This is a genomic window from Pseudomonas mosselii, from assembly GCF_019823065.1.
In the GTDB taxonomy this organism is placed as follows: Bacteria; Pseudomonadota; Gammaproteobacteria; order Pseudomonadales; family Pseudomonadaceae; genus Aquipseudomonas; species Aquipseudomonas mosselii.
The window spans coordinates 673,561-698,886 of the sequence record NZ_CP081966.1 but is presented as its reverse complement, the minus strand read 5'-3'; the positions used below and the strand labels follow the sequence as shown (position 1 = coordinate 698,886).

The window sequence follows — 25,326 nt, the reverse complement described above, 5'->3', positions numbered from 1 at the left end:
CTCCCACGCCATCGTGGGAGCGGGCTTGCCCCGCGATCATTGGCGTATCAGCCCTTGGCCGACCGGTCGATCGAGAACCCTGCCCAGTCCTGGCTCACTGGCATCAGCTCAAGGCTGTTGATGTTGATATGTGCCGGCTGGTTGAGAATCCAGAAGATGGTCTCGGCGATGTCCTGCGGCTGGATTGGCTCGGCGCCGGCATAGGTGGCGTCATACTTGGCTTGGTCACCGCCGAAGCGCACCAGCGAGAACTCGCTCTCGCACAGCCCCGGCTCGATATTGCTCACCCGCACGCCCGTTCCTCGCAGGTCGCAGCGCAGGCTCAGGGAAAACTGGCCGACGAAGGCCTTGGTGCCGCCATACACATTCGCGCCCGGGTACGGGTAGTTGCCCGCCACCGAACCGACGTTGAGGATCGACGCGCCACGCCCATGGGCAATCAATCGAGGCAACAGCAGGCGAGTGGTGTACATCAGCCCCTTGATGTTGGTGTCGACCATGGTTTCCCAGTCGTCCAGGCTGCAGTTCTGCGCGGCGTCCACGCCCAGCGCCAGGCCGGCGTTGTTGACCAGGCCCTGCAGCTTGTCGAAGCTCGGCGGCAGGCTGGCGATGGCGGCTTCCATGGCCTGACGGTCACGCACATCGACCACCAGGCCGTGCACCTCGGTCTTGGCCGACAGTTCCTGGCACAACGCATCCAGGCGCTCCTTGCGCCGACCGGTGAGTACCAGCTTCCAGCCGGCGTCGGCGAAACGGCGGGCGGTGGCCTCGCCAAAACCGGACGTCGCGCCAGTGATGAATACGGTGGATGTCATGCTCTTCTCCTTAGCGTTGGATTGTCGTCGACAGGCCTCGCAGCATGCCCGGCGCAGGGCTCGACCACAACCGTCATCACCGCTGGTCAAAAAATGTACTAACCTCGCTGAGGCCCGTGGTAGAAGGGCTGCACCGGGCTATGCGCACCTTATCCACAAGGCTTTCCCCATGGATTGGGGGCAACTCGTCGGGTCAAGGGAACCTCTGCGCGCTGTGGACATCCGTGGATGATGGCGCAAGGCTTTCAACCATGCCGTCTCTGGCGGTCTGTCCAAGGTTTTCCCACAACGTTATCCACAGAAATTTCCCCGCTGTGGGTATATCCATGGGCTGCGCAAAACACATGCAAAATCATGCACAAACCGTTATTGGTCAAAAAACGACCAAGTGCTCGAACGCGCTGATTTATCTGGGCTGGAGCGAGGTGCCACCATGTTTTCCACAGGCGGTTCCACATAATCCGTGGAAAGTTTTCCACTTGTGGAAACAAGGGTTTGCAGTGGGGTTGTGCCGTGTTTCAAGAAAGATATGCGACAAGTTGTCCACATCTGCCGTCTGGCATAAAACGCATCGCGGGGCAAGCCCGCTCCCACAGGCCCAAATGAGGCGCTTGTGGGAGCGGGTTCGCCCCGCGATCTGTGGAATGTAACTCAGTGCCCGCCCAGATAGGCGTTACGCACCTCCTCGTTGACCAACAGCTCCTGCCCGGTCCCGGTCATGCGGATCTGCCCGTTGACCATCACATAGGCCCGGTCCGACAGCTTCAGCGCATGGTTGGCGTTCTGCTCCACAAGGAAGATGGTCATGCCGGTCTGCGCCAGCTCGCGCAGGGTGGAGAAGATCTGCTTGACCACGATCGGTGCCAGCCCCAGCGAGGGCTCATCGAGCAGCAGCAGCTTGGGCCGGCTCATCAGCGCCCGGGCGATGGCGAGCATCTGCTGCTCGCCGCCGGACATGGTCATGGCACGCTGGTTGCGCCGCTCCTTGAGCCGTGGGAACAGCTCGAACATGCGCTGCATGTCCTCACCGGCATGTTTGTCGCCAATCGGAATGGTGCCCATCATCAGGTTCTCCTCGACAGTCATGTCGGGGAACACCCGGCGCCCCTCCGGAGACTGGGCGATACCGTTGGAGGCAATGTAGTGCGACGACTTGCGGGTGATGTCGGTGCCGCGATAGACGATCTGCCCGGAGGCCGCCCTCGGCTGGCCGAAGATCGACATCAGCAGTGTCGACTTGCCCGCGCCATTGGCGCCGATCAGGCTCACCGTCTCGCCCTCGTTGATATGCATGGAGACTTTCTTCAGGGCCTGGATCGGCCCGTAGAACACATCCAGGTCCTTCAGCTCAAGAATGGGCGCACTCATATCAGCTCCTCTTCATCTGCACCCAGGTAGGCGGCGATCACCGTCGGGTTGTGGCGGATGTCCTGCGGCGTGCCTTCGGCGATCACGTTGCCGTGGTCGAGCACGACGATATGATCGGAGATGCTCATGACCATGCCCATGTCGTGCTCGATCAGCACCACGGTGATGTCGTGCTCATCGCGCAGCACGCGGATCATGCGGCTCAGGGCCTCGGTCTCCTGCGGGTTGAGGCCGGCGGCCGGCTCGTCCAAGCAGATGATCTTCGGCCGCGTGCACATGGCCCGGGCGATTTCCAGGCGGCGCTGCTGGCCGTATGACAGCTCGCCAGCCAGGCGGTTGGCGCAATCGATCAGGTCGACCACCTCCAGCCAGTAGAACGCATGGTCCAGCGCGTCGCTCTCGGCCTTGCGGTAACCCGGGGTATTGAGCACGCCGGCCAGCAGGTTGCGGTTGACCCACATGTGCTGGGCCACCAGCAGGTTTTCCACCACCGACATTTCCTTGAACAGGCGAATGTTCTGGAAGGTCCGTGCAAGACCTGCGCGGTTGACCAGGTGGGTACCGCCGAACATCTTGTAGTACAGGCGGTTGGCGAGGCGCGCCGGCGAGACGAAGTCCGCCGCCTGGAAGCGCTCGCCGAGCAGTTGGATGACATTGGTGTGGCTGCCGCGCACGTTCAGCTCGATACGTCCGCCGCTGGCCTTGTAGAAGCCGGTGAGGCAGTTGAACACGGTGGTCTTGCCGGCGCCGTTGGGGCCGATCAGGGCGAAGATCTGGTTGCGCTTGACCTTCAGGCTGACATCGCTGAGCGCCTTGATCCCGCCGAACTGCATCATCAGGTTGTCGACCGACAGAATGATTTCGTCGCTCATGGCGCCACTCCTTTACGCGGGACCACACCGGTACGGCTGATGCGGATCAGCCCCCGCGGTCGCCAGATCATCATCAGCACCATCAGCACGCCGAACAGCAGCACCCGGTACTCGGAGAAACTGCGCAGCAGCTCCGGGGCCACGGTCAGCACGAACGCGGCGATCACCACGCCCACGGTCGAGCCCATGCCGCCGAGCACGACGATGGCGAGGATCAGTGCCGACTCGAAGAAGGTGAACGACGATGGGTTGACGAAGCCCTGGTAGGTGGCGAAGAACACCCCGGCCAAACCAGCGGTGGAGGCGCCCAGGGTGAACGCCGAGAGCTTGACCAGCACGTGGTTCAGGCCCATGGAACGGCAGGCGATCTCGTCCTCGCGCAGGGCTTCCCAGGCGCGGCCCACCGGCATGCGAGTCAGCCGGTGCTTGATGTACAGCACCGCCAGCACCACCAGGAACAGCACGGCGTAGATGAACACGAACTTCAGGTTGGGGTTGTAATCGAAGCCAAAGAACTCATGGATCGGCACTCCGCCATCCTTGGCCCGGCGGCCGAACTCCAGCCCCAGGAAGGTCGGCGACGGCGCCGGCATGCCATTCGGGCCGCCGGTGAACGACAGCCAGTTGTTCAGCACCAGGCGAATGATCTCGCCGAAGCCCAGGGTGACAATGGCCAGGTAATCGCCGTGCATGCGCAACACCGGGAACCCGAGGATGCACCCCGCCAGCGCCGCGGCGATCGCCGCCAGCGGCAGCACGCTCCAGAAGCCCAGGCCCAGGTACTGGTAGCCGAGGGCCAGGCCATAGGCGCCGATGGCGTAGAACGCCACGTAGCCCAGGTCGAGCAGGCCCGCCAGGCCCACCACGATGTTAAGGCCCAGGCCCAGCAGCACGTATATCAGGCCGAGGATGACCACGGTCAGCAAGTACTTGTTGGCGAACACCGGGAACACGATGGCGATGACGATCAGCGCCGGGATGATGTAGCGCAGCCGCGACTTGTAGTCCGGCGCCAGTACATGCACGCCCGAACCACCGCTATCGAAGCCCTGGAGCATGCGCTGGCCGGTCGGTGTCTGCAGGAATAAGCTGAGGATGAAACGCCCGGCCATCACACCGCCGACCAGCCAGGCCACGCGGGCCGGTTCGGCGTTGAAGCTGTAGCCGTCAAGTACCACGCCGACGACCGGACCGAAGACGATGAGGGCCAGCAGACCGGCGACGATCGTCTCCAGCAGGCTGCGTTTGAGGTCGAAACCTTTGGTTTGGGCAACAGAGGCAGAATTGGCAGCGGACATATTCACACCTTAGCCACGAGCGGGCGACCCAGCAGGCCTTGGGGACGGAAGATGAGGATCATCACCAGCAGCGAGAAGCTGAACACGTCCTTGTAGTCGGAGTTGATCAGGCCGGAGAACAACGATTCTGAGATCCCCAGGATAATGCCGCCGAGCATCGCCCCCGGCAGCGAGCCGATACCGCCGAGCACAGCGGCGGTGAAGGCCTTGATGCCGATGATGAAGCCGGCGTAGAAGTCGAAGGTGCCGTAGTTCATGGTGATCAGCACGCCGGCCAGCGCGGCCATCACCGCGCCGATGACGAACACGTAGGAGATCACCCGGTCGGTGTTGATGCCCAGGATCGAAGCCATCTTGCGATCCTGCTGCGTCGCTCGGCACATGCGCCCGAGCTTGGTGTACTTGATGACGTAGGTGAGCAGCGCCATGCCAACGAAGGCGGCCACCAGGATGAAGATCTTGGTGTAGGTCAGTTGCACGAAGCCGGTGCCCACTTCGATGCGCATGGCGCCTTCGAGCAGGGTCGGCACGCCTTGCTGGCGGGCGCCCTGGCTGATCTGCGCGTAGTTCTGCAGGATCAGCGAGATGCCGATGGCGCTGATCAGCGGAGCCAGGCGGGTGGAGTTGCGCAGAGGCTTGTAGGCGATGCGTTCGATGGTGAAGCCATAGACGCCGGTGACGACGATGGTGAACAACAGGGTGCCCAGCATCAGCAGCGGAAACGACTCGATACCAAAGTAGGCCAGCAATGCCAGGCTGATCGCCGCGAGGTACGCGGAGATCATGTACACCTCGCCGTGCGCGAAGTTGATCATGCCAATGATGCCATAGACCATTGTGTAGCCGATGGCGATCAGGCCGTAGACCGACCCGAGGGTCAGGCCGTTGACCAGTTGCTGCAGGAAAATACCATCCATAACGCAATCTCACCTGATTGAGATCGCACGAGCGCCGACCACGCAGGGTCCGGATGCAACGGCCCTCGCAGCGCAGAACTGTGCAGATCTACTGACAATGACAGGTACCGCGGGGCCACGGCCCGGAGCATGGCGCGCCCGGGCCGGATGCCGTTGTTATTGTTGTTTTTCCAGCTGGTGGTACTTGCCGTTGGCATCCCACTGGTAGACCACGTAGTCGGAGACGGTCAGGTCGCCCTTCTTGTCCCACTTCTTCTCGCCCATGACGGTCTTGACCGGGTTGGCCTTCAGGCACTTGGCGGCATCCTCGCCCTTGTTCGACTTGGCGCCGTTGAAGGCGGCGGCCAGGGCCTGGACCGAAGCGTAGGCGTACAGGGTGTAGCCTTCAGGCTCGGTGCCGTTCTTGCGGAACTCCTCCACCACCGCCTTGCTGTCGGGCAGCAGGCGCGGGTCGGCGCCGAAAGTCATGTACACGCCGTTGGTATACTGGGCGCCGCCGGCGGTGGCCACCAGTTCGTCGGTGACGATGCCGTCGTCGGACATGAACGCCACATCCTTCAGGCCCTGCTCGCGCAGCTGACGCACCAGCGGACCGGCCTCGGGGTGCAGGCCGCCGAAGTAGACGACATCGGCACCGGCGGCGCGGATCTTGGTGACCACGGCGCTGAAGTCCTTCTCGCCACGGGTCAGGCCTTCGTACAGCACCGGCGTGACGCCGCGCTTGATCAGCTGCGCCTTGGTGGCGTCGGCCAGGCCCTGGCCATAGGTGTCCTTGTCGTGCAGCACGACGACCTTCTTGCCCTTGAGCACATCGACGATGTAGTTGCCGGCGACGATGCCCTGCTGGTCGTCACGGCCGCACATGCGGAACATCGCATCAAGGCCACGCTCGGTTACTTGCGGGTTTGTGGAACCGGGGGTGATGGCGATCACGCCTGCGTCTGCATATACCTCGGAAGCCGGAATGGTGTTGGAAGAACAGAAGTGCCCCACTACACCAGCCACCTTGTCCTGGTCGACCAGACGGTTCGCCACGGCCACGGCCTGCTTCGGCTCGCAGGCGTCATCGCCCTTGACCAGGACGATCTTCTCGCCGTTCACGCCACCGGCCTTGTTGATCACATCGGCCGCTGCCTGCGCACCTTTCATGTACTGCTCGCCAAACGCTGCGTTGGCCCCGGTCATGGGACCCGCGACGCCGATCTTGATGTCGGCCTGAACATACGAAGAAACACCCAGTGCCGTGGCTACGGCCAGTGCCAGGAAACCTTTCTTGTAAAACGTCTGCGACATGAGGTGGTGCTCCTAGAGTATTTTTTTTGGTTGGCACTACAACTTCTCAGCCCTGTGCTCCGAGCAAGGGCCGTGCCAGTGGTTTTGTCTTCCGGGAAAACACACGACAGGGAGTGAACAGAGGCGACCGGCGGCCTTTTCTTTATTGAGCGTGCAACCGTCTACTGCGGAGCAAGCGCTACCGATACACCTAGACAAGGAGCAACCTCCGAGCGCCATCATTGCAACCCTTGCGAGTGTTAACGTGCAACCGACCTGTAACAGCGGACGTCACCGAACTGCACACCGCTGGTGCGTGACTGCTACAGGCAGCACCGTTTGAAGGCTAGCTGGCGCACGGAAAATTACCTGCAAAGGCCAGGATCGCGAGCGGCGTGGGAGCGGGCTTGCCCCGCGATCTGGCACAATGGTCGCCATTGCCCGCCTTGGAGCTTCCCCCTGATGAGCGAGAGCGCATTCGCCGAGCGCATCGTGCACAACCTGCTCGACACCGACTTCTACAAACTGACGATGATGCAGGCCGTCCTGCACAACTACCCGGACGCCGACGTCGAATGGGAGTTCCGCTGCCGCAATGGCGAGGACTTGCGGCCCTACCTGGGGGAGATCCGCAACCAGCTCGAACGGCTCAGCGAGTTGACCCTGGATGACGACCAACTGGCGTTCCTCGAGCGCATCAGCTTCCTCAAGCCGGACTTCCTGCGCTTCCTGCGCCTGTTCCGCTTCAACCTGCGTTATGTGCGCATCGGTATCGAAAACGATCAGCTGTTCCTGCGCCTGCGCGGCCCCTGGCTGCATGTGATCCTGTTCGAGGTGCCGTTGCTGGCGATCATCAGCGAGGTGCGCAACCGCCACCTGCATCCGCGCATGCGCCTGGCCGAAGCCCGCGACCAGCTGCATCGCAAGTTCGACTGGCTGCGCGCCCACGCCAGCGATGACGAACTGGCCCATCTGCAGGTGGCCGACTTCGGCACCCGCCGGCGTTTTTCCAGCCGCGTACAGGAAGAAGTAGTGCGGGTGCTGCGCGATGAGTTCCCGGGCCGTTTCGTCGGCACCAGCAACGTCGACCTGGCATGGAAACTGGATATCAAGCCCCTGGGCACCATGGCCCACGAGTGGATCATGGCCCACCAGCAGCTCGGCCCGCGGTTGATCGACAGCCAGATCGCCGCGCTGGACTGCTGGGTCCGCGAATACCGTGGATTGCTCGGCATCGCCCTGACCGACTGCATCACCATGGACGCTTTCCTCCAGGACTTCGACCTGTACTTCGCCAAGCTGTTCGACGGCCTGCGCCACGACTCGGGCGAGCCGGTGGCCTGGGCCGAGAAAGCCATCGCCCACTACCAGAAGCTGGGGATCGACCCGATGACCAAGACCCTGGTGTTCTCCGACGGCCTGAACCTGACCCGCTCGCTGGAGATCTTCCGGGCCCTGCGTGGGCGCATCAATGTCAGCTTCGGTATCGGTACCAACCTGACCTGCGACATCCCCGGTGTGGCGCCGATGAACATCGTGCTTAAAATGACCGACTGCAACGGCTCGCCGGTGGCGAAGATCTCCGACGAAGCCGCCAAGACCCAGTGCCGCGACGAGAACTTCGTCACTTACCTGCGTCACGTATTCAAAGTCCCCAGCAAGGAGTAACCCATGCAAGCCGTTCAGCAAGAGATTGCCCGGGCGCTCAAGGTGCAGCCGCCGTTCGCAGACGCCGCCGCGCTCGAGCGGGAAGTCGCCCGGCGCGTGGCCTTCATCAAGGACTGCCTGGCCAATGCCCGGCTCAAGACCCTGGTCCTGGGCATCAGCGGCGGCGTCGACTCGCTGACCGCCGCCCTGCTCGCCCAGCGTGCCATCAACGAGCTGCGCAGCGAGACCGGCGACCAGGCCTACACCTTCATCGCCGTGCGCCTGCCGTACCAGGTGCAGCACGACGAACACGATGCCCAGGCCTGCCTGGAGGTGATCAAGGCCGACGAGGTGCACACCATCGACATCGCCCCGGCGGTGAAGGCCCTGGCGGCGGAAGTTCAGGAACTGAAAAATGGCTCGCCGACCCTGGTGGACTTCGTCGTCGGCAACGTCAAGGCGCGCACGCGCATGGTCGCCCAGTACACCGTCGCCGGCGCCCGCGCGGGCCTGGTGATCGGCACCGACCACGCCGCCGAGGCGGTGATGGGGTTCTTTACCAAGTTCGGTGACGGGGCGTGCGACCTGGCGCCGCTGAGCGGGCTGGTGAAGAACCAGGTACGGGCCATTGCGCGCAGCTTCGGCGCGCCAGAGTCGCTGGTGGAGAAGGTGCCGACCGCGGACCTGGAAGACCTCGAGCCAGGCAAGCCGGACGAGGCGTCACACGGCGTGACCTACCAGCAGATTGATGCCTTCCTGCATGGGCAGCCGGTCGATCAGGCAGCGTTCGACATCATCGTCGCCACCTACCGCAAGACCCAGCACAAGCGCGAGCTGCCGTTCGCGCCCTGAATAGCATGAGGTTGAACGTGGGAGCGGGCTTGCCCCGCTCCCACAGGGTACTGCGTCAGACGTTGATTACTTGACGATGACCTTGCCCTTCATCATCGCGATGTGGCCCGGGAAGGTGCAGAAGAAGCTGTAGTCGCCACCGGCTTCCAGCTTGGTGGCATCGAACTTCACTTCGGTTTCTTTCTCAGGCGCGCCGATCATCTTGGTGTGGGCGATGATCGCGGCGTTATCGGCCTTGATGTAATCCTTGTCCAGGCCCTGGGACATGCCTTCGGTGGCGATGGCCTGCATGTCGGCGGTCTTGCTGATGACCAGGTTATGGCCCATGACGTTCTTCGGCAGGCTGCCGGAGTGGGTCAGTTTTACGGTGAACTCCTTGCAGCTCTTGTCGACGGTGATTTCCTTGGTATTGAAGGACATCTGGTCAGTCGAGTCGACAGTCACCGAGCACTTGTCAGCAGCGAAGACAGAGGCGCTGGCGAGGGTCAGCAGGGATACCGCTACAGCTTTCGCAAACATCATGAATCTCCTTGGCAGGGTTTTATCAATTGCGAGACTGCCTGAAAATCGGACGCCCGTACCTGATGTGGGTCAAGGGGTGTCAAGTGGCCAGACAGTAGATTTGTTCAATGGATTGTATACAACCAATCAAAGTGCACATCATGCCCTCTTGATAGACGATGGGACAACCTCTCATTTAGGAGTTGAATGAAATGTCCCTTTCCAGCTTCATGAACAGCCTGCTCGCCGCTTACGCTCACGGCGCCAGTGGCGCCATCTGCGAGTTCGCCCGCCCCGAATGATCCCCCTTGGAAGCGACAGGCATGCGCCTTACCCTGTGCGCGCATGTAAAGGGAGATAAGCAATGCCTGTACGTTCCGTTTGTATCTTCTGTGGCGCCAGCATCGGTGCCAACCCCGCCTACCGCGAAGCCGCCGTGGCCCTGGGCCAGGCCATCGCACGCCGTGGCCTGACCTTGGTCTACGGCGGTGGCGCGGTCGGCCTGATGGGCACCGTCGCCGATGCCGCGCTGGCCGCCGGTGGCGAAGTCATCGGTATCATTCCGCAAAGCCTGATGAACGCCGAGATCGGCCACAAGGGCCTGTCCCGCCTGGAAGTGGTGGACGGCATGCACGCGCGCAAGGCGCGCATGGCCGAGCTCAGCGATGCGTTCATCGCCCTGCCGGGCGGCCTGGGCACGCTGGAGGAGCTGTTCGAGGTGTGGACCTGGGGGCAGTTGGGCTATCACGCCAAGCCGCTGGGGCTGCTGGATGTGAACGGGTTCTATGAAAAGCTGGGCGGGTTCCTCGACCATATCGTCGAAGAGGGCTTCGTGCGGCCGCAGCATCGGGCGATGCTGTTGCTGGGGCAGCAGCCGGATGAGCTGCTGGACGGGATGGATCGGTTCGAATCGCCGGTGTTGCCGAAGTGGGTCGACAAGCAGCCGGATTGAAAGCTGAGAGCCTGGGACCGCGTTGCGGTCCTTTCGCGATACAAGGCCCACGCACTTCGATCAGCGTACGCTGTATTTCTGTGGGAGCGGCCTTGTGTCGCGAAAGGGCTGCGACGCAGCCCCATGGCCGGTAGATCAGCGCGGAATGACCGGCTGGCGCGGCTTCTTGCCCTTGCCGCCCTTGGCCGCTTCCTTGCGTTCCTTGGCCGCCTGCTGGTTGCGGGCGAACGCCTCGGCCTTGGCCTTCTCGCGCTTGTCCCACGGCTTGCTGCCGTCGCTGGCGCGCGGTGGCAGGCCGGTGTGCTGGGTGAGGATCTTCTGGTCCTTGCCCACCTTGTGGCTGCCGGCCGGCGTCGAGTTCTTGCGTCGGGCGCTTTGGTAGCTGTCGGTCTGCGGCTGGTGCAGCGGGATCAATTGGTGCTTGCCCGGGCCGATCAGGTCGGCGCGGCCCATGCGCTGCAACGCTTCACGCAGCATCGGCCAGCCCTTCGGATCGTGGTAGCGCAGGAACGCCTTGTGCAACCTGCGCTGCTCCTCGCTCTTGACGATCTCCACCCCTTCGCTCTTGTAGGTGACCTTGCGCAGCGGGTTCTTGCCCGAGTGGTACATGGCCGTGGCCGAGGCCATCGGCGAGGGGTAGAACGCCTGCACCTGGTCGGCGCGGAAACCGTTGCCCTTGAGCCAAAGGGCCAGGTTCATCATGTCTTCGTCGGTGGTGCCCGGGTGCGCGGCGATGAAGTACGGGATCAGGTACTGCTCCTTGCCCGCTTCCTTCGAGAACTTCTCGAACATACGCTTGAAGCGGTCGTAGGTGCCGATGCCCGGCTTCATCATCTTGTCCAGCGGACCACGCTCGGTGTGCTCCGGGGCGATCTTCAGGTAGCCGCCGACGTGGTGGGTGACCAGCTCGCGCACGTATTCCGGCGACTCGACCGCCAGGTCGTAGCGCAGGCCCGAGGCGATCAGGATCTTCTTCACCCCCGGCAAGGCGCGGGCCTTGCGGTACAACTCGATCAGCGAGCTGTGGTCGGTGTTGAGGTTCTCGCAGATGCCCGGGAACACGCACGACGGCTTGCGGCAGTGCTTCTCGATGTCGTGGCTCTTGCAGGCGATGCGGTACATGTTGGCGGTCGGGCCGCCAAGGTCGGAGACCACGCCGGTGAAGCCCGGCACCTTGTCGCGCATCTCCTCGATCTCGTGCAGGATCGACTCGTGGGAGCGGTTCTGGATGATCCGGCCTTCGTGCTCGGTGATCGAGCAGAAGGTGCAGCCACCGAAGCAGCCACGCATGATGTTCACCGAGAAGCGGATCATCTCGTAGGCCGGGATGCGCTCCTTGCCATAGGCCGGGTGCGGGACGCGTGCGTAGGGCATGCCGAACACATAGTCCATTTCCTCGGTGGTCATGGGAATGGGTGGCGGGTTGAACCACACATCCACGTCGCCATGCTTCTGCACCAAGGCGCGGGCATTGCCCGGGTTGGTCTCCAGGTGCAGCACGCGGTTGGCGTGGGCGTAGAGCACCGGGTCGTTGCGTACCTTCTCGAACGACGGCAGGCGGATCACCGACTTCTCGCGGGTGACGCTCGGGCTGTCGAGGATCTGCACGACCTTGGCTTCGTTCGGGTCTTCCTGCTCGCCCTTGGCCTGCTCGATGGCACAGGCCTGGGTGTCCTGGGTGTTCACGTACGGGTTGATGATCTTGTCGACCCGGCCCGGACGGTCGATGCGCGTGGAGTCGATCTCGAACCAGCCCTGCGGGGTGTCACGGCGAATGAACGCGGTGCCGCGCACATCGGTGATGTGCTCGATGCTTTCACCCTGGGACAGGCGCTGGGCGACCTCGACGATCGCCCGCTCGGCGTTGCCGTAAAGCAGGATGTCGGCGCTGGCATCGACCAGGATCGAGTGGCGGACCTTGTCCTGCCAGTAGTCGTAGTGGGCGATGCGGCGCAGCGAGGCCTCGATGCCGCCGAGCACGATCGGCACGTGCTTGTAGGCTTCCTTGCAGCGCTGGCTGTACACCAGGCTGGCGCGGTCCGGACGCTTGCCGGCCATGCCGCCGGGGGTGTAGGCGTCATCGGAACGAATCTTCTTGTCCGCGGTGTAGCGGTTGATCATCGAGTCCATGTTGCCCGCCGCGACGCCGAAGAACAGGTTCGGCTCGCCGAGCTTCATGAAGTCGTCCTTCGACTGCCAGTTCGGCTGGGCGATGATGCCCACGCGGAAACCCTGGGCTTCCAGCAGACGGCCGATGATGGCCATGCCGAACGACGCATGGTCGACGTAGGCGTCGCCGGTCACGATGATGATGTCGCAGGAATCCCAGCCGAGCTGATCCATCTCCTCCCTGCTCATCGGCAGGAAAGGCGCTGGCCCGAAGCATTCGGCCCAGTACTTGGGATAGTCGTAGAGTGGTTTGGCTGCTTGCATGTCAGTGACCGGTTCTAATGTGCAGGAAAATCGCGGGCGCGGAATATAGCACAAATTTTGACCAAATCCGACGGTGATGGTCGGATTCATGGACGGGCGAACAGGCCAGCGGCTTATTCGTCGTCGTCGAAGTTGTACATGCCCGGCGCGAGGTTCTCGAAGCGGGTGTACTTGCCGATGAACGCCAGGCGCACGAAGCCGATGGGGCCGTTACGCTGCTTGCCGATGATGATCTCGGCCACGCCCTTGTGCTCGGTCTCGGGGTGATACACCTCGTCACGGTAGACGAACATGATCACGTCGGCGTCCTGCTCGATCGCACCCGATTCACGAAGGTCGGAGTTGACCGGACGCTTGTTGGGCCGCTGCTCCAGGGAGCGGTTGAGCTGCGACAGGGCGATCACCGGGCAGTTGAATTCCTTGGCCAGCGCCTTGAGCGAGCGGGAGATCTCGGAAATCTCGTTGGTCCGGTTGTCACCGGCCGAACCCGGAATCTGCATCAGCTGCAGGTAGTCGACCATGATCATGGCGATCTCGCCATGCTCGCGCGCCAGTCGGCGGGTACGTGCCCGCATCTCCGAGGGGCTGATACCGGCGGTATCGTCGATGAACAGCTTGCGGTCGTTGAGCAGGTTCACCGCCGAGGTCAGCCGCGGCCAGTCATCGTCGTCCAGCTGACCGGAACGCACCTTGGTCTGGTCGATCCGCCCGAGCGAGGAGAGCATACGCATGATCAACGACTCACCGGGCATCTCGAGGGAGAACACCAGCACCACCTTGTCGCTGCGCAACACGGCGTTTTCCACCAGGTTCATGGCGAAGGTGGTCTTGCCCATCGACGGACGGCCGGCAACGATGATCAGGTCGGCTGCCTGCAGGCCGCTGGTCTTCTCATCCAGGTCGGTGAAGCCGGTGGACACGCCAGTGATGTCGCTGTCGGAGTTGAACAGCGTGTCGATGCGGTCGATGGCCATGGTCAACAGCTCGTTGACCCCCACCGGGCCACCGGTCTTCGGCCGCGCCTCGGCGATCTGGAAGATCTGCCGTTCGGCGTCGTCGAGGATCTCCTCGGCGTTGCGCCCCTGGGGGTTGAAGGCGTTGTCGGCGATGTCGGTGCTGATGCTGATCAGCTGACGCAGCGTGGCACGCTCGCGGATGATCGCGGCGTAGGCCTTGATGTTAGCCACCGACGGGGTGTTCTTGGCCAGCTCGGCCAGATACGCCAGGCCACCGACCTGGGTGGACACGCCTTCCTTGTCCAGCTGCTCATGCAGGGTCACCACGTCGAACGGCTGGTTCGCGTCCACCAGCTTGTGGATGGCGCGGAAAATCAGGCGGTGGTCATGCCGGTAGAAATCGCCGTCCGACACCTGGTCCAGTACCCGCTCCCAGGCGTTGTTGTCCAGCATCAGGCCACCGAGCACGGCCTGTTCGGCCTCGATGGAATGCGGCGGCACCTTCAGGGCGGCGGTTTGCAGGTCGAGCTGTTCGGGGGTGGTGATCTCGTTCATGGCCACGAAAGAATTCTGGGGGATGAAAAAGACAAAGGGCACGGCCTGTTAAACACAGGACCGTGCCCGATGTTAACCGTCTGACCCACAAGGAGCCAGCCAGTCAGCGCAGCTTAGGCAGCTACGACGACCACACGTACAGTGGCTTCAACGTCGCTGTGCAGGTGCACGGCTACGTCGTATTCGCCAACCTGACGGATGGTGCCGTTCGGCAGACGAACTTCAGCCTTGGCCACTTCAACGCCGGAGGCGGTCAGGGCGTCAGCGATGTCGTGGGTGCCGATCGAACCGAACAGCTTGCCTTCGTCGCCAGCGGTGGCAGTGATGGTCACTTCCAGCTCGGCCAGTTGGGCAGCGCGGCTTTCAGCCGAAGCTTTCTTCTCTGCGGCGGCTTTTTCCAGCTCGGCGCGGCGCTCTTCGAACGCGGCCTTGTTGGCGGCGTTGGCGACGGTGGCCTTGCCGAACGGCAGCAGGAAGTTACGGCCGTAGCCGGACTTGACTTTAACGATGTCGCCCAGGTTGCCCAGGTTGGCGACTTTTTCCAGCAGGATCAGTTCCATTTGGTAAAACCTCTTAACTTTTAACCTTCACCGTTCGCGGAGTCGTCACCCTGTGAAGGGGACTTGCGACCGCGAAAATCAATCAGGCTGTCGACAATGGCCAAAACCACGAGCAACGGATACATCAGCTGCATGAGCAGCGGCAGCGTCACGTACATCCCCACCAGCCAGAACCCGGCCAGTCGCCCTTGCGCCACCAGCCCGTGAATCAGGGCGATGCCAGCGAGCAGCAGCACCAGGCTGGAGGCGGTGGCGAGGACGATGAACGGCGAGCCGAGAAACGGACCGAGCACCATCAACGACACCAGCACCAGCATTGGCACCAGTGGCAGCCTCAGCTCGCGAAACTCGCGACCGAAACCGCCGGGGTTGTACAACGCCGCCTGCCAATAGCGCGCCAGCATCAGAGCCAGCAGGCTGAACAGCTGCAGCATTACCGCACTGGAAGCGACCAGCAAAGGGCCGATCAGCTCACCAGGTAGTACCGGTTGGCCCTCGATCTGCGGCAGGGCTTTTTCAAGCGCCTTGGCCAGCACCTCGAAGGTCTCGCGCATCACCGCGTCCAGGATCAGGCTGTACAGCAAGCCTAATGCGACACTGGACAGCAGCACCCGGGTCCAGGAATGTCCGGCCCGCAACAAGGCGGCCAGACCCAGCGTTCCCAACAGCACCAGCAAGGTGCTCAGTTCGCCGAAGTACGCCAGGACCATCGCTGGCAAAAGGCCCCAGGCGATGATCGATGACGCGTCCTTGAAACCGCGCCGCAGGAACACCAGGCTCCCGGCGGCGGCACTCAACCAGAACAGCAGCGGCAGTACCGCGCTGATGACCACCACGAGGGTGGCCTGCACACGACCGCGCATGATGAAACTTGCCAACGCTCGCATGCCTATCCCTTGCTACTTAGTCGACGACCCGGTCTCAGCGGCCGTGGCTGTCGGTGTAGGGCAGCAGGGCCAGGAAGCGGGCGCGCTTGATAGCGGTAGCCAGCTGACGCTGATAACGAGCTTTGGTACCGGTGATGCGGCTTGGAACGATCTTGCCGGTTTCGGATACGTAAGCTTTCAGGGTGTTGAGATCTTTGAAGTCGATCTCTTTCACGTCTTCAGCAGTGAAGCGGCAGAATTTACGACGACGGAAGAAACGTGCCATGTGATTGGCTCCTCAAAAGGTCCGTGGATTACTCGTCAGCGTTATCGCTGTTGTCGCTGTCATTGCTGTCGTCGCCTTCGGCGCCATCAGCATGCTCAGGACGTTCGCGACGCTCACGGCGCTCGCTGCGGTTCTCTTCGGCCTTGAGCATCTCGGACGGGCCGGTAACGGCTTCGTCACGACGGATGACCAGGTTACGGATCACGGCATCGTTGTAGCGGAAGTTGTCTTCCAGCTCGGCCAGGGCCTTGCCGGTGCACTCAACGTTCAGCATCACGTAGTGAGCCTTGTGAACATTGTTGATTGCGTAGGCCAGTTGACGACGGCCCCAGTCTTCCAGACGGTGGATCTTGCCGCCGTCTTCTTCGATCAGCTTGGTGTAACGCTCAACCATGCCGCCGACTTGCTCGCTCTGGTCCGGGTGAACCAGGAAGATGATTTCGTAATGACGCATGAATGCTCCTTACGGGTTAGTAGTCTGCCAGCTACCTGGTCAGACAAGGAGTGAATGACACTTGTATGTCTTGCCCTGGCGAGAAGGCGCATGCGCGCCTGCCAGCTCGGCAAGGGGCGCAATTGTAGAGAAGGCTGGAGGGACAAGCAAGGAGGCTGGCGAATATTTGAACAGCCGGAAACATATTCGCCCGCCGAAGCGATTCCCGCGAGGGCGGGCTCGTGGAAGCCCACCCCAGGGGAGGAATCAGCGCTTGACCTGACGCTGCCTCACGGCCTCGAACAGGCACACCCCGGTCGCCACCGAGACGTTCAGGCTGCTGACGCTGCCCGCCATCGGCAGCTTGACCAGGAAATCGCAGTGCTCGCGGGTCAGACGGCGCATGCCCCTGCCTTCGGCGCCCATGATCATCACCAGCGGGCCGGTCAGGTCCTGCTGGTAAATCTCCTGCTCGGCCTCGCCGGCAGTGCCAACCACCCACAGACCGCGCTGCTGGAGTTTTTCCAGGGTACGGGCCAGGTTGGTCACGGCCACCAGCGGAATCACTTCCGCGGCGCCGCAGGCCACCTTGCGCACCACCGGCGTCAGGGTCGCCGACTTGTCCTTGGGCACCACCACCGCCGTGGCGCCGGCGGCATCGGCGGTGCGCAGGCAGGCGCCGAGGTTGTGCGGGTCGGTGACACCGTCCAGGACCAGGATCAGCGGCGGCGTCTCGGTGCGCTCGAGCAGTTCCTCGAGCATCAGTTCGCCCCAGACCTGGCTCGGGCTCACCTCGGCGACCACGCCTTGGTGCACGCCCTCGACCCAGGCGTCGAGCTCACGACGCTCGGCCTGGCCGACCTGGACGCGGTTTTCCGCGGCCAGGGCCAGCAAGGCCTGGATGCGCGGCTCGCTGCGCCCCTCGGAAAGCCAGATCTGCTTGACGCGCTTGGGGTGGTGCTGCAGCAGCGCCTGCACAGCATGCACACCGTAGATCTTTTCCAGCTGACTCATGACTTGCTCTTGCCCTTACGTGGCGCGCCGGACTTCGACGACCCCTTGCGATGCTTGGTCTTGCCCGACGACTTGGCGCCCTTCTCCGCCTTGCCACCGGCGTGAGCGCTGTGCTTGGCGTCGCTCATCAGCGCCTTCTTCATCTCGCGACTCTTGCGCACCTCGGCGTTGCGCTGCACCGCGTCTTTCGGGAAGTACGCCTCGGCGGTTTCGCTCTTGCGGCTGCGCGGCTTGGGCGAGATCTTCGCCTCGGGCGCCGCTGCCGGCTCCGGCGCGGCCTTGCCGACAGGCGCGGCGGACTTGCGGCCGACCGGCGCGTTGACGGTGGCCTCGGACATTTCGAAATCGATCTTGCGCTGCTCGAGATCGACGCGCATGACCTTGACCTCGACCGTATCGCCCAGGCGGAAGCTGCGACCACTGCGCTCGCCCGACAGACGGTGATGTACCGGATCGAAGTGGTAGTAATCACCCGGCAGGGCGCTGACATGCACCAGGCCTTCGACGTAGATGTCGGTCAACTCGATGAACAGGCCGAAACCGGTCACCGCCGTGATCACGCCGGGGAAGGTCTCGCCCACGCGATCACGCATGTACTCGCACTTGAGCCAGTTGACCACGTCGCGGGTGGCCTCGTCGGCACGGCGCTCGGTCATCGAGCACTGCTCGCCCATCTGCTCGAGGGTGTTCTCGTCGTACGGGTAGATGCGCGCCTTGGGGATGCTCATGGCGCCGGCACGCTTGACGTGCGGGGTGTCGACCTTGGAGCGGATCACACTGCGGATGGCGCGGTGCACCAGCAGGTCCGGGTAGCGGCGGATCGGCGAGGTGAAGTGGGTGTAGGCCTCGTAGTTCAGGCCGAAGTGGCCGTTGTTCTCGACGCTGTACACCGCCTGGCTCAGCGAGCGCAGCATGACGGTCTGGATCAGGTGGAAGTCCGGACGCCCGGCGATGCTCGCCAGCAGTTGCTGGTAGTCCTTGGGCGATGGATCCTTGCCCTTGTGCAGGGTCAGGCCCAGTTCGCCGAGGAAGGCGCGCAGTTTTTCCAGGCGTTCCGGCGGCGGACCGTCGTGCACGCGGTACAGCGCAGGCACGTTGTGCTTCTGCAGGAATTCGGCGGTGGCGACGTTGGCCGCCAGCATGCATTCCTCGATCAGCTTGTGAGCATCGTTGCGCACCGTCGGACGAATTTCGTCGATCTTGCGGTCTTCGCCGAAGATGATCCGGGTTTCCTGGGTTTCGAAGTCGATCGCGCCACGGGTGTGACGGGCATCGACCAGCACCTTGTACAGGTTGTACAGGTTCTTCAGGTCCGGCAGGACTTCCTTGTACTCCTCGCGCAGCGCCTTGCCCTCGCGGGTGCGGGCATGCTCGAGCATGCTGCTGACCTTGTTGTAGGTCAGGCGCGCGTGGGAGTGGATAACCCCTTCGTAGAACTGGTAGTCGACCATCTGGCCGGCCTTGTTCATGGTCATTTCGCAGACCATGGCCAGGCGATCGACGTGCGGGTTCAGCGAGCACAGGCCGTTGGACAGCTCCTCGGGGAGCATCGGCACCACGCGCTCGGGGAAGTACACCGAGTTGCCGCGCTGCTGGGCCTCGACGTCCAGGGCCGAGCCCAGGCGCACATAGCTGGAGACGTCGGCGATCGCCACGTACAGGCGCCAGCCGCCGGAGAACAGGCGCAGCTTGCCCAGCGGTTCGCAATAGACGGCGTCGTCGAAGTCGCGGGCATCCTCGCCGTCGATGGTGACGAACGGCAGGTGGCGCAGGTCGACGCGCTTCTCCTTGTCCTTCTCCTCGACTTCGGAGCGGAACTTGCGCGCTTCCTTGATCACGTCCTTCGGCCAGACATGCGGAATGTCATAGCTGCGCAGGGCAATGTCGATCTCCATGCCCGGCGCCATGTAGTTGCCGATCACCTCGACCACGTCGCCCTGGGGCTGGAAGCGCGGGGTTGGCCAGTGGGTGATCTTGATCGACACGAACTGACCGATCTTGGCGCCGCCGTTGCGCCCGGCGGTGACCAGCACTTCCTGCTGGATCTTGGGGTTGTCCGGGGTCACGTAGCCGATGCCGCCTTCTTCGAAGTAGCGGCCGACCACGCTTTCATGGGCGCGGGAGATGACTTCGACCAGCACGCCTTCGCGCCGGCCACGGCGGTCGACGCCGGACACCCGGGCCAGGCCGCGGTCGCCGTCGAACACCAGGCGCATCTGCGCCGGGCTGAGGAACAGGTCCTCGCTGCCGTCATCGGGGATCAGGAAGCCGAAACCATCACGGTGGCCGGATACGCGGCCGCAGATCAGGTCGAGCTTGTCCACCGGGGCATAGGTGCCGCGCCGGGTATAGATAAGCTGACCATCGCGCTCCATGGCACGCAGGCGGCGGCGCAGGGCTTCGATCTGGTCTTCTTCATAAAGACCGAACTCTTCGGCCAGCTGTTCACGGGCAGCCGGTTCGCCACGGTCGGCGAGGCGCTGCAGGATCAGCTCACGGCTGGGGATGGGGTTGTCGTATTTTTCCGCTTCGCGAGCGGCCTCGGGATCGAGGGATTGCCAATCGGCCATCAGAAAGGGTTCACCTTGGGGTATATAGAATGGAATTCTGGCATAGGCGTATTGAAACCGGAAATGTCAGCCTTGGACAGCCCCGGCAGCGTGTCCGTCATGCGGCAATAGGCCTGCGGAATCAACAAGTTGAATTTTTTGAATTTTTTTTCGTTCGGGGGGTTTACAGGCATCAGGGGCGTCCGTATAGTGCGCACCACAACGACGGACAACCCCGAAGTTGTAGTAGAGATGAACGACGCTGTAAAGCATCTTGTAATCTCGAATGTGTGCCCAGGTGGCGGAATTGGTAGACGCGCTGGTTTCAGGTATCAGTGGCTTAACGGCCGTGGAAGTTCGAGTCTTCTCCTGGGCACCAAATTTTTCAAGTAACAGATGACCAAGGATCTGTTACTACTGTGTGAAAGCGAACGATAGTCGCCTTCACCAGATGATGCAAAGCTTTGCCCAGGTGGCGGAATTGGTAGACGCGCTGGTTTCAGGTATCAGTGACTTAACGGTCGTGGAAGTTCGAGTCTTCTCCTGGGCACCATACAAAAACCCACTAGCTTGCTAGTGGGTTTTTTCTTGCCTGCGATTTTGTATCGCGGGGCAAGCCCTATCCCATGGTCGACCCATGAATTTCCCGTCATGCGCCCATTTGAGAAACAATTTCGTTTACCATTGTTTCCAAATATGTAGCCGTAAGCGAGGAAGTACCCGCATGACGATCCGCCCGCAACCGCTGATGCGCACCCTGGCCGCCGCAGTTCTGAGCCTGGTGATCGGCGCTCCGGCCGCCCTGGCAGACGAACCGGTCACGTTGACGATGTACAACGGCCAGCACAAGGAAATCGGCGACGCCATCGCCAAGGCCTACGAGGCCAAGACCGGCATCCATATCAATATCCGCAAGGGCAGCAGCAACCAGCTGGCCAGCCAGATCATCGAGGAAGGCGCACGCTCGCCGGCCGACATCATCTACACCGAGGAATCCCCGCCCCTGAACAACTTGGGCGAGCTGGGCCTGCTGGCGAAGATCGACGACGCCACCGCGAACATGATGCCCAGGGAATACGTAGGCGCCAACGGCACCTGGATGGGCATCACCGCCCGCACCCGCATCGTGGTGTTCAACCCGAAGAAGATCGATGAGAAAGACCTGCCGACCACGGTCATGGACTTTGCCAACCCCGAGTGGGAAGGGCGCGTCGGCTACGTCCCCACCAGCGGCGCCTTCCAGGAACAGGCCGTGGCCATCCTGAAGATGCATGGCCGCGAGGCCACCGAAGAATGGCTGACCGGCCTGAAAGCCTTCGGCAAGACCTACACCAACAACATGGTGGCCCTCAAGGCCGTGGAAAAAGGCGAAGTCGCCGCGGTTCTGGTGAACAACTACTACTGGTATGCGCTTGAGCGCGAGCGCGGCAAGCTGGATTCCAAGCTGTACTACCTGGCTGATGGCGATGCCGGCAACCTGGTCACCATTTCCGGCGCCGCGGTAGTCAAGGCCAGCAAGCACCCCAAGGAAGCCCAGGCCCTGCTCAACTGGATGGCCAGCGAAGAAGGCCAGCGGGTGATCACCCAGACCACCGCCGAGTACCCGCTGCACAAGGGCATGGTCTCGGACCGTGGCCTGAAACCGTTCGAGGATCTGCGCCCGCCGAAGATCTCGCCGGCGGACCTTGGCAATGCCGAGGAAGCCATCGAACTCGAACGTGAGGTTGGCCTGCTCTGATGACCGCCGCCCTGCCCTCGCCCGCCTTGTCGCGCTTCGTACCGAAGCGCAAGCGACCCTCCGTCTGGGTGGTGTTGCCCGTGTTGTTCCTGGTGGCGATGAGCCTGCTGCCGTTGCTGTACGTCGGACTCAAGGCCTGGGAAGCCGGCTGGCACGAAGCCCTGCGCCTGCTCTGGCGCCCGTTTGTCTGGGGCCTGCTGCGCAACACTTTGCTGCTGATGGTCGGCGTCACCGTGCTTTGCCTGCTGGTTGGCGTGGCCCTGGCCTGGCTGCTGGAGCGTAGCGACCTGCCGGGGCGACGCCTGTGGGGCGTGGTGCTGTGCCTGCCGTTCGCCGTGCCGTCGTTCGTCAGCAGCTTCACCTGGGTGTCACTGAGTTCTGACTTCGAGGGCCTGGGCGGGGCCATTCTGGTGATGGCACTGTCGAAATACCCGTTGGTGTTCCTGCCGGTGGCCGCCACCCTGCGCAACCTCGACACCTCGCTGGAGGAGTCGGCGCGCACCCTGGGCTGCGGGCGCTGGGGCGTGTTCCACAGGATCACCCTGCCGCTGCTGTGGCCCTCGATGCTCGGTGGCGCGCTGCTGATCGCCTTGCATATGCTGGTGGAGTTCGGCGCCCTGTCGATCCTCGGCCTGCAGACCTTCACCACGGCGATCTACCAGCAGTTCGAGCTGGAGTTCAGCAACGCCAACGCGGCCATGCTCTCGGCGGTGCTGCTGGTGCTGTGCCTGGCGATGCTCTGGCTGGAGCTACGGGTGCGCGGCAAGGCCCGCCATGTGCGCATCGGCCAGGGCGTGGCGCGCCGCGCGCAACCGCTGCGCCTGCGTGCCTGGATGCCGCTGGGGCAGCTGTTCTGCCTGGCCCTGGCGGTATTGGGCAGCGGCATTCCGCTGGCCATGCTTGGCTACTGGCTGAGCGTCGGTTCGTCCGCGGCGTTCCCGGTTGCGGCCATCGGCAAGGCCCTGGCCACTTCGCTGTCGGTCTCCCTGGGCGGCGCCGGCTTCTGCGTGCTGCTGGCCCTGCCGATCAGTTTCCTGGTGGTGCGCTACAAAGGGCGCCTGGCGATCTGGGCCGAGCGCCTGCCATACCTGCTGCACGCCCTGCCCGGGCTGGTGATCGCCCTGACCCTGGTGTTCTTCGCCCTGCACTATGTGCCGGTGCTGTACCAGACAACGGCGCTGCTGATCCTGGCCTATGCCCTGCTGTTCCTGCCACTGGCGCAGTCGCCGGTGCGCACGGCGCTGAACAAGGCCTCACCGACGCTCGAAGAGGCCGCACGCACCCTGGGTGCGAGCAGTTTCGCGGCGTTCTGCCGGGTCACCCTGCCGATCATCTTCCCGGCGATGGCGGCGGCGTTCGCCCTGGTGTTCCTGGATGCGATGAAGGAACTGACCGCAACCCTGCTGCTCAGCCCGACCGGCATGACCACCCTGGCCACCGAGGTGTGGGCGCACACCGCCAACGTCGAGTTCGCGGCGGCGGCGCCTTATGCGGCGTTGCTGATCGTGGTGTCGGGATTGCCGGTGTACCTGCTGACGACGCGGATGTATCTGAACAAGGCGTGACACCCACTGGGGCCGCTTTGCGGCCCAATCGCGACACAAGGCCGCTCCCACAGGCACTGCACCGAGCGCCGAACCTGTGGGAGCGGCCTTGTGTCGCGATGCGAGGGCTCAGCCCTCGCCCGAGTCAGGCCCGGAACTGCCCCAGGCTGGCGCGCAACTGCGCCGCCAGGTCATCCAGTACCTTGCTGCTGGCCGTGGTCTGCATCACCACCTCGGCCGAGCGCTCGGCCTGGGCATGAATGTTCTCCACCCGACCGCGCACGGCCTGGGCGCCATTGGCCTGCTGCTCCGCCGCGCGGGTGGCCAGGCCGATCGCCGCATGCACCTGCTCCACCGCCGCCTGCACCGACTGCTGGCGACGCTCGTTATCACGCAACACCAGCAGACCCTCGCTGGCCTGGCGTCCGGCCTGGCTGATGGTCGCCACCGCCTCCTTGGCCCCCTGCTGCAGGGCGGCAATATGCGACTGGATATCACCGGTCGAGCTCTGGGTCTTGCTCGCCAGCGCCCGCACCTCGTCGGCCACCACGGCGAAGCCGCGCCCGGTTTCCCCGGCCCGCGCCGCCTCGATGGCGGCGTTCAGCGCCAGCAAGTTGGTCTGCTCGGCGATGCCATGAATCACCGTCAGCACCACCTCGATCTGCTCGCTCTGCTTGGCAAGCCGCTCGATCACCTGGGAGCCGGTCTGCACCTCGCCGGCCAGGTTCTCGATCAACCGTGCCAGCTGGGTGGAGGCGCGGCTGTTCTCGTCGGTGGCCTGACGAATGTCCACCACCTGCTGCAACGCCGCCTGCATCGCATGGCTCTCTGCCTGGGCCTCGTCGGCCATGCTCGACAGGTCGCGCAGGCTGGCCGCCACCTCATCACGCTGTAGCGCGGCGGCGGCATCGGCCCCCGCGTTGCGCTGGGCCATGCTGTCGATCTCGACACCGGTGCGCTGCGCCACCTCGCCGGCCTCGCGGACGATGGGTTGGAGCTTGTCGACGAAGCGGTTGACCGCCGAGGCCATGTCGCCGATCTCGTCACGGCTGTCGAGCTTGACTCGCTTGGTCAGGTCGCCCTCTCCCGCGGCCAGGTCGTTCAGCGCGGCGATCAGCAGGCCGAGCTTGCTAAGCACCCGACGCCCAAGCACCACGGCCACCACCAACAGCACGCCCAGGCCCACCAGCACCAGGCCCAGGCCGATGCGCCAGCGCAGCTCGGCGGCGGCATCGCGCACGGTCTGCGCGGTGTTGGCCTGCACCGCCGTGGCGCTGTTCTGCGCCGTTTCCAACCGCGCGCGCAGGGCCTTGCCGCTGTCGGCAGCGGCGGCCACCAGGCTGTCGCCGACCAGTTGTTCGCCGCTGGCGATCAGGGCGGCGAAGCGCTGGTCGAGGGCCTTGAGCTCCTGCTCGACGCCCACGGTGGAGACCCCCATCAGCACCTTGCCGATCTCGGCACCGTTGGGGTTGATCGAGGCCTCGACGTAGTACACCGACGGATCCTTGCGCGCGGCGTCCAGTACCTTGTCCAGCGCACGCTCACCCTGCCCCTTGTCCATCAACGCCTGGTTGATCGGGTTCTGTCGGTTGAGGTAGCGGGTCAGGTGCTGGCCCTGGGCGTCGTCATAGATCACGAACAGCACATTGGGGTTGCGCTGGGCACGACGGGCAAAGTCCGACAGCGTCGGCACATCGTTGTCCCAGATCGCCCGCGGCGCGACCGAGGCCAGCAGCTCGGCCATGTCATTGGCCGAGTCCTTGAGATTCTTCTCCAGGGTGGCGCGCAGCTGCTGCTGTTCGCCCTGCAGACGCTCGGAGAGGCCGGCGCTGAGGCGCTGGCGGGTACTGGCCGACAGGCTGTCGAGCCCGGCGCGGACATCCTGTCCGGCCTGCTCC

20 protein-coding genes, 2 tRNA genes and 2 pseudogenes are annotated in these 25,326 nt (G+C 63.5%); 7 read left to right on the top strand and 17 right to left on the bottom strand.

Going from position 1 to position 25,326, the window contains the following annotated elements; translation table 11 throughout:
- Positions 1-47 precede the first annotated feature (47 nt).
- The 6 genes from K5H97_RS03125 to K5H97_RS03100 form a co-directional block, all read right to left on the bottom strand.
- Positions 48-815 carry an SDR family oxidoreductase gene (locus K5H97_RS03125; RefSeq protein ID WP_023629361.1) on the bottom strand — a complete coding sequence of 256 codons (768 nt, stop codon included), beginning with the start codon at positions 813-815 and terminating at the stop codon, positions 48-50.
- 651 nt (positions 816-1,466) lie between these two features.
- Positions 1,467-2,183 carry an ABC transporter ATP-binding protein gene (locus K5H97_RS03120; RefSeq protein ID WP_028688239.1) on the bottom strand — a complete coding sequence of 239 codons (717 nt, stop codon included), beginning with the start codon at positions 2,181-2,183 and terminating at the stop codon, positions 1,467-1,469.
- Positions 2,180-3,055: an ABC transporter ATP-binding protein gene (locus K5H97_RS03115; protein WP_028688240.1), complete on the bottom strand. Its 876-nt coding sequence runs from the start codon at positions 3,053-3,055 to the stop codon at positions 2,180-2,182. The genes K5H97_RS03120 and K5H97_RS03115 overlap by 4 nt, the downstream gene beginning before the upstream one ends.
- Positions 3,052-4,353, bottom strand: coding sequence for a high-affinity branched-chain amino acid ABC transporter permease LivM (gene livM / locus K5H97_RS03110; protein ID WP_028688241.1), 1,302 nt, complete (start codon positions 4,351-4,353; stop codon positions 3,052-3,054). Before livM ends, K5H97_RS03115 begins: the two co-directional genes overlap by 4 nt.
- Before the next feature lie 2 nt (positions 4,354-4,355).
- Entirely contained in the window at positions 4,356-5,270 is a 915-nt protein-coding gene (locus tag K5H97_RS03105) for an ABC transporter permease subunit (protein ID WP_028688242.1), read from the bottom strand.
- A gap of 156 nt (positions 5,271-5,426) precedes the next feature.
- On the bottom strand, positions 5,427-6,563 hold the full coding sequence (locus K5H97_RS03100) for a branched-chain amino acid ABC transporter substrate-binding protein (RefSeq protein ID WP_028688243.1): 1,137 nt from the start codon (positions 6,561-6,563) through the stop codon (positions 5,427-5,429).
- A gap of 441 nt (positions 6,564-7,004) precedes the next feature.
- Between K5H97_RS03100 and pncB the strand changes: the two genes are divergently transcribed.
- Together pncB and nadE are read left to right on the top strand one after the other, a co-directional pair.
- Positions 7,005-8,210, top strand: a complete 1,206-nt coding sequence (gene pncB / locus K5H97_RS03095; protein WP_028688244.1) for a nicotinate phosphoribosyltransferase — start codon at positions 7,005-7,007, stop codon at positions 8,208-8,210.
- Positions 8,211-8,213: 3 nt separating this feature from the next.
- The gene (gene nadE, locus K5H97_RS03090; protein ID WP_028688245.1) at positions 8,214-9,041 is read left to right on the top strand and encodes an ammonia-dependent NAD(+) synthetase; all 828 of its coding nucleotides are present in this window, start codon (positions 8,214-8,216) and stop codon (positions 9,039-9,041) included.
- A gap of 66 nt (positions 9,042-9,107) precedes the next feature.
- On the opposite strand, the gene azu is transcribed toward nadE, so the two are convergent.
- Positions 9,108-9,560 (bottom strand): azurin, encoded by a 453-nt coding sequence (gene azu, locus K5H97_RS03085; RefSeq protein WP_028688246.1) that lies wholly within the window; start codon positions 9,558-9,560, stop codon positions 9,108-9,110.
- A gap of 346 nt (positions 9,561-9,906) precedes the next feature.
- Between azu and K5H97_RS03080 the strand changes: the two genes are divergently transcribed.
- On the top strand, positions 9,907-10,494 hold the full coding sequence (locus K5H97_RS03080; RefSeq protein ID WP_028688247.1) for an LOG family protein: 588 nt from the start codon (positions 9,907-9,909) through the stop codon (positions 10,492-10,494).
- A gap of 135 nt (positions 10,495-10,629) precedes the next feature.
- Here the strand turns inward: K5H97_RS03080 and K5H97_RS03075 are convergent, their stop codons facing one another.
- The 8 genes from K5H97_RS03075 to rnr form a co-directional block, all read right to left on the bottom strand.
- Positions 10,630-12,927: a YgiQ family radical SAM protein gene (locus tag K5H97_RS03075; RefSeq protein WP_028688248.1), complete on the bottom strand. Its 2,298-nt coding sequence runs from the start codon at positions 12,925-12,927 to the stop codon at positions 10,630-10,632.
- Between the two features lie 113 nt (positions 12,928-13,040).
- Positions 13,041-14,438 (bottom strand): replicative DNA helicase, encoded by a 1,398-nt coding sequence (gene dnaB / locus K5H97_RS03070; protein ID WP_023629368.1) that lies wholly within the window; start codon positions 14,436-14,438, stop codon positions 13,041-13,043.
- 113 nt (positions 14,439-14,551) lie between these two features.
- The gene (gene rplI / locus K5H97_RS03065) at positions 14,552-14,998 is read right to left on the bottom strand and encodes a 50S ribosomal protein L9 (protein WP_028688249.1); all 447 of its coding nucleotides are present in this window, start codon (positions 14,996-14,998) and stop codon (positions 14,552-14,554) included.
- Positions 14,999-15,018: 20 nt separating this feature from the next.
- Positions 15,019-15,885: a YybS family protein gene (locus K5H97_RS03060; protein ID WP_028688250.1), complete on the bottom strand. Its 867-nt coding sequence runs from the start codon at positions 15,883-15,885 to the stop codon at positions 15,019-15,021.
- A gap of 34 nt (positions 15,886-15,919) precedes the next feature.
- Positions 15,920-16,150: a 30S ribosomal protein S18 gene (gene rpsR, locus K5H97_RS03055; RefSeq protein WP_003249563.1), complete on the bottom strand. Its 231-nt coding sequence runs from the start codon at positions 16,148-16,150 to the stop codon at positions 15,920-15,922.
- 28 nt (positions 16,151-16,178) lie between these two features.
- On the bottom strand, positions 16,179-16,604 hold the full coding sequence (rpsF, locus tag K5H97_RS03050; protein WP_011535936.1) for a 30S ribosomal protein S6: 426 nt from the start codon (positions 16,602-16,604) through the stop codon (positions 16,179-16,181).
- A gap of 246 nt (positions 16,605-16,850) precedes the next feature.
- On the bottom strand, positions 16,851-17,597 hold the full coding sequence (gene rlmB / locus K5H97_RS03045; RefSeq protein WP_028688251.1) for a 23S rRNA (guanosine(2251)-2'-O)-methyltransferase RlmB: 747 nt from the start codon (positions 17,595-17,597) through the stop codon (positions 16,851-16,853).
- Positions 17,594-20,167, bottom strand: a complete 2,574-nt coding sequence (rnr, locus tag K5H97_RS03040) for a ribonuclease R (RefSeq protein WP_028688252.1) — start codon at positions 20,165-20,167, stop codon at positions 17,594-17,596. The genes rlmB and rnr overlap by 4 nt, the downstream gene beginning before the upstream one ends.
- A gap of 271 nt (positions 20,168-20,438) precedes the next feature.
- On the opposite strand from rnr, the gene K5H97_RS03035 reads away from it, so the two are divergent.
- The 4 genes from K5H97_RS03035 to K5H97_RS03020 all read left to right on the top strand — a co-directional run bounded on the left by K5H97_RS03035 (position 20,439) and on the right by K5H97_RS03020 (position 23,449).
- Positions 20,439-20,525: transfer RNA gene (locus K5H97_RS03035), tRNA-Leu, on the top strand.
- Positions 20,526-20,612: 87 nt separating this feature from the next.
- Positions 20,613-20,699: transfer RNA gene (locus tag K5H97_RS03030), tRNA-Leu, on the top strand.
- Between the two features lie 171 nt (positions 20,700-20,870).
- Complete coding sequence (locus K5H97_RS03025) at positions 20,871-21,884, top strand: extracellular solute-binding protein (protein WP_028688253.1); 1,014 nt, start codon at positions 20,871-20,873, stop codon at positions 21,882-21,884.
- Positions 21,884-23,449 (top strand): ABC transporter permease, encoded by a 1,566-nt coding sequence (locus K5H97_RS03020; protein ID WP_028688254.1) that lies wholly within the window; start codon positions 21,884-21,886, stop codon positions 23,447-23,449. The genes K5H97_RS03025 and K5H97_RS03020 overlap by 1 nt, the downstream gene beginning before the upstream one ends.
- 124 nt (positions 23,450-23,573) lie before the next feature.
- On the opposite strand, the pseudogene K5H97_RS29940 reads toward K5H97_RS03020, so the two are convergent.
- Positions 23,574-24,089 (bottom strand): annotated as a pseudogene (locus tag K5H97_RS29940) (methyl-accepting chemotaxis protein); the annotation flags it as partial.
- 390 nt (positions 24,090-24,479) lie between these two features.
- Positions 24,480-24,866: pseudogene (locus tag K5H97_RS29935) on the bottom strand (methyl-accepting chemotaxis protein); the annotation flags it as partial.
- Between the last annotated feature and the right edge of the window lie 460 nt (positions 24,867-25,326).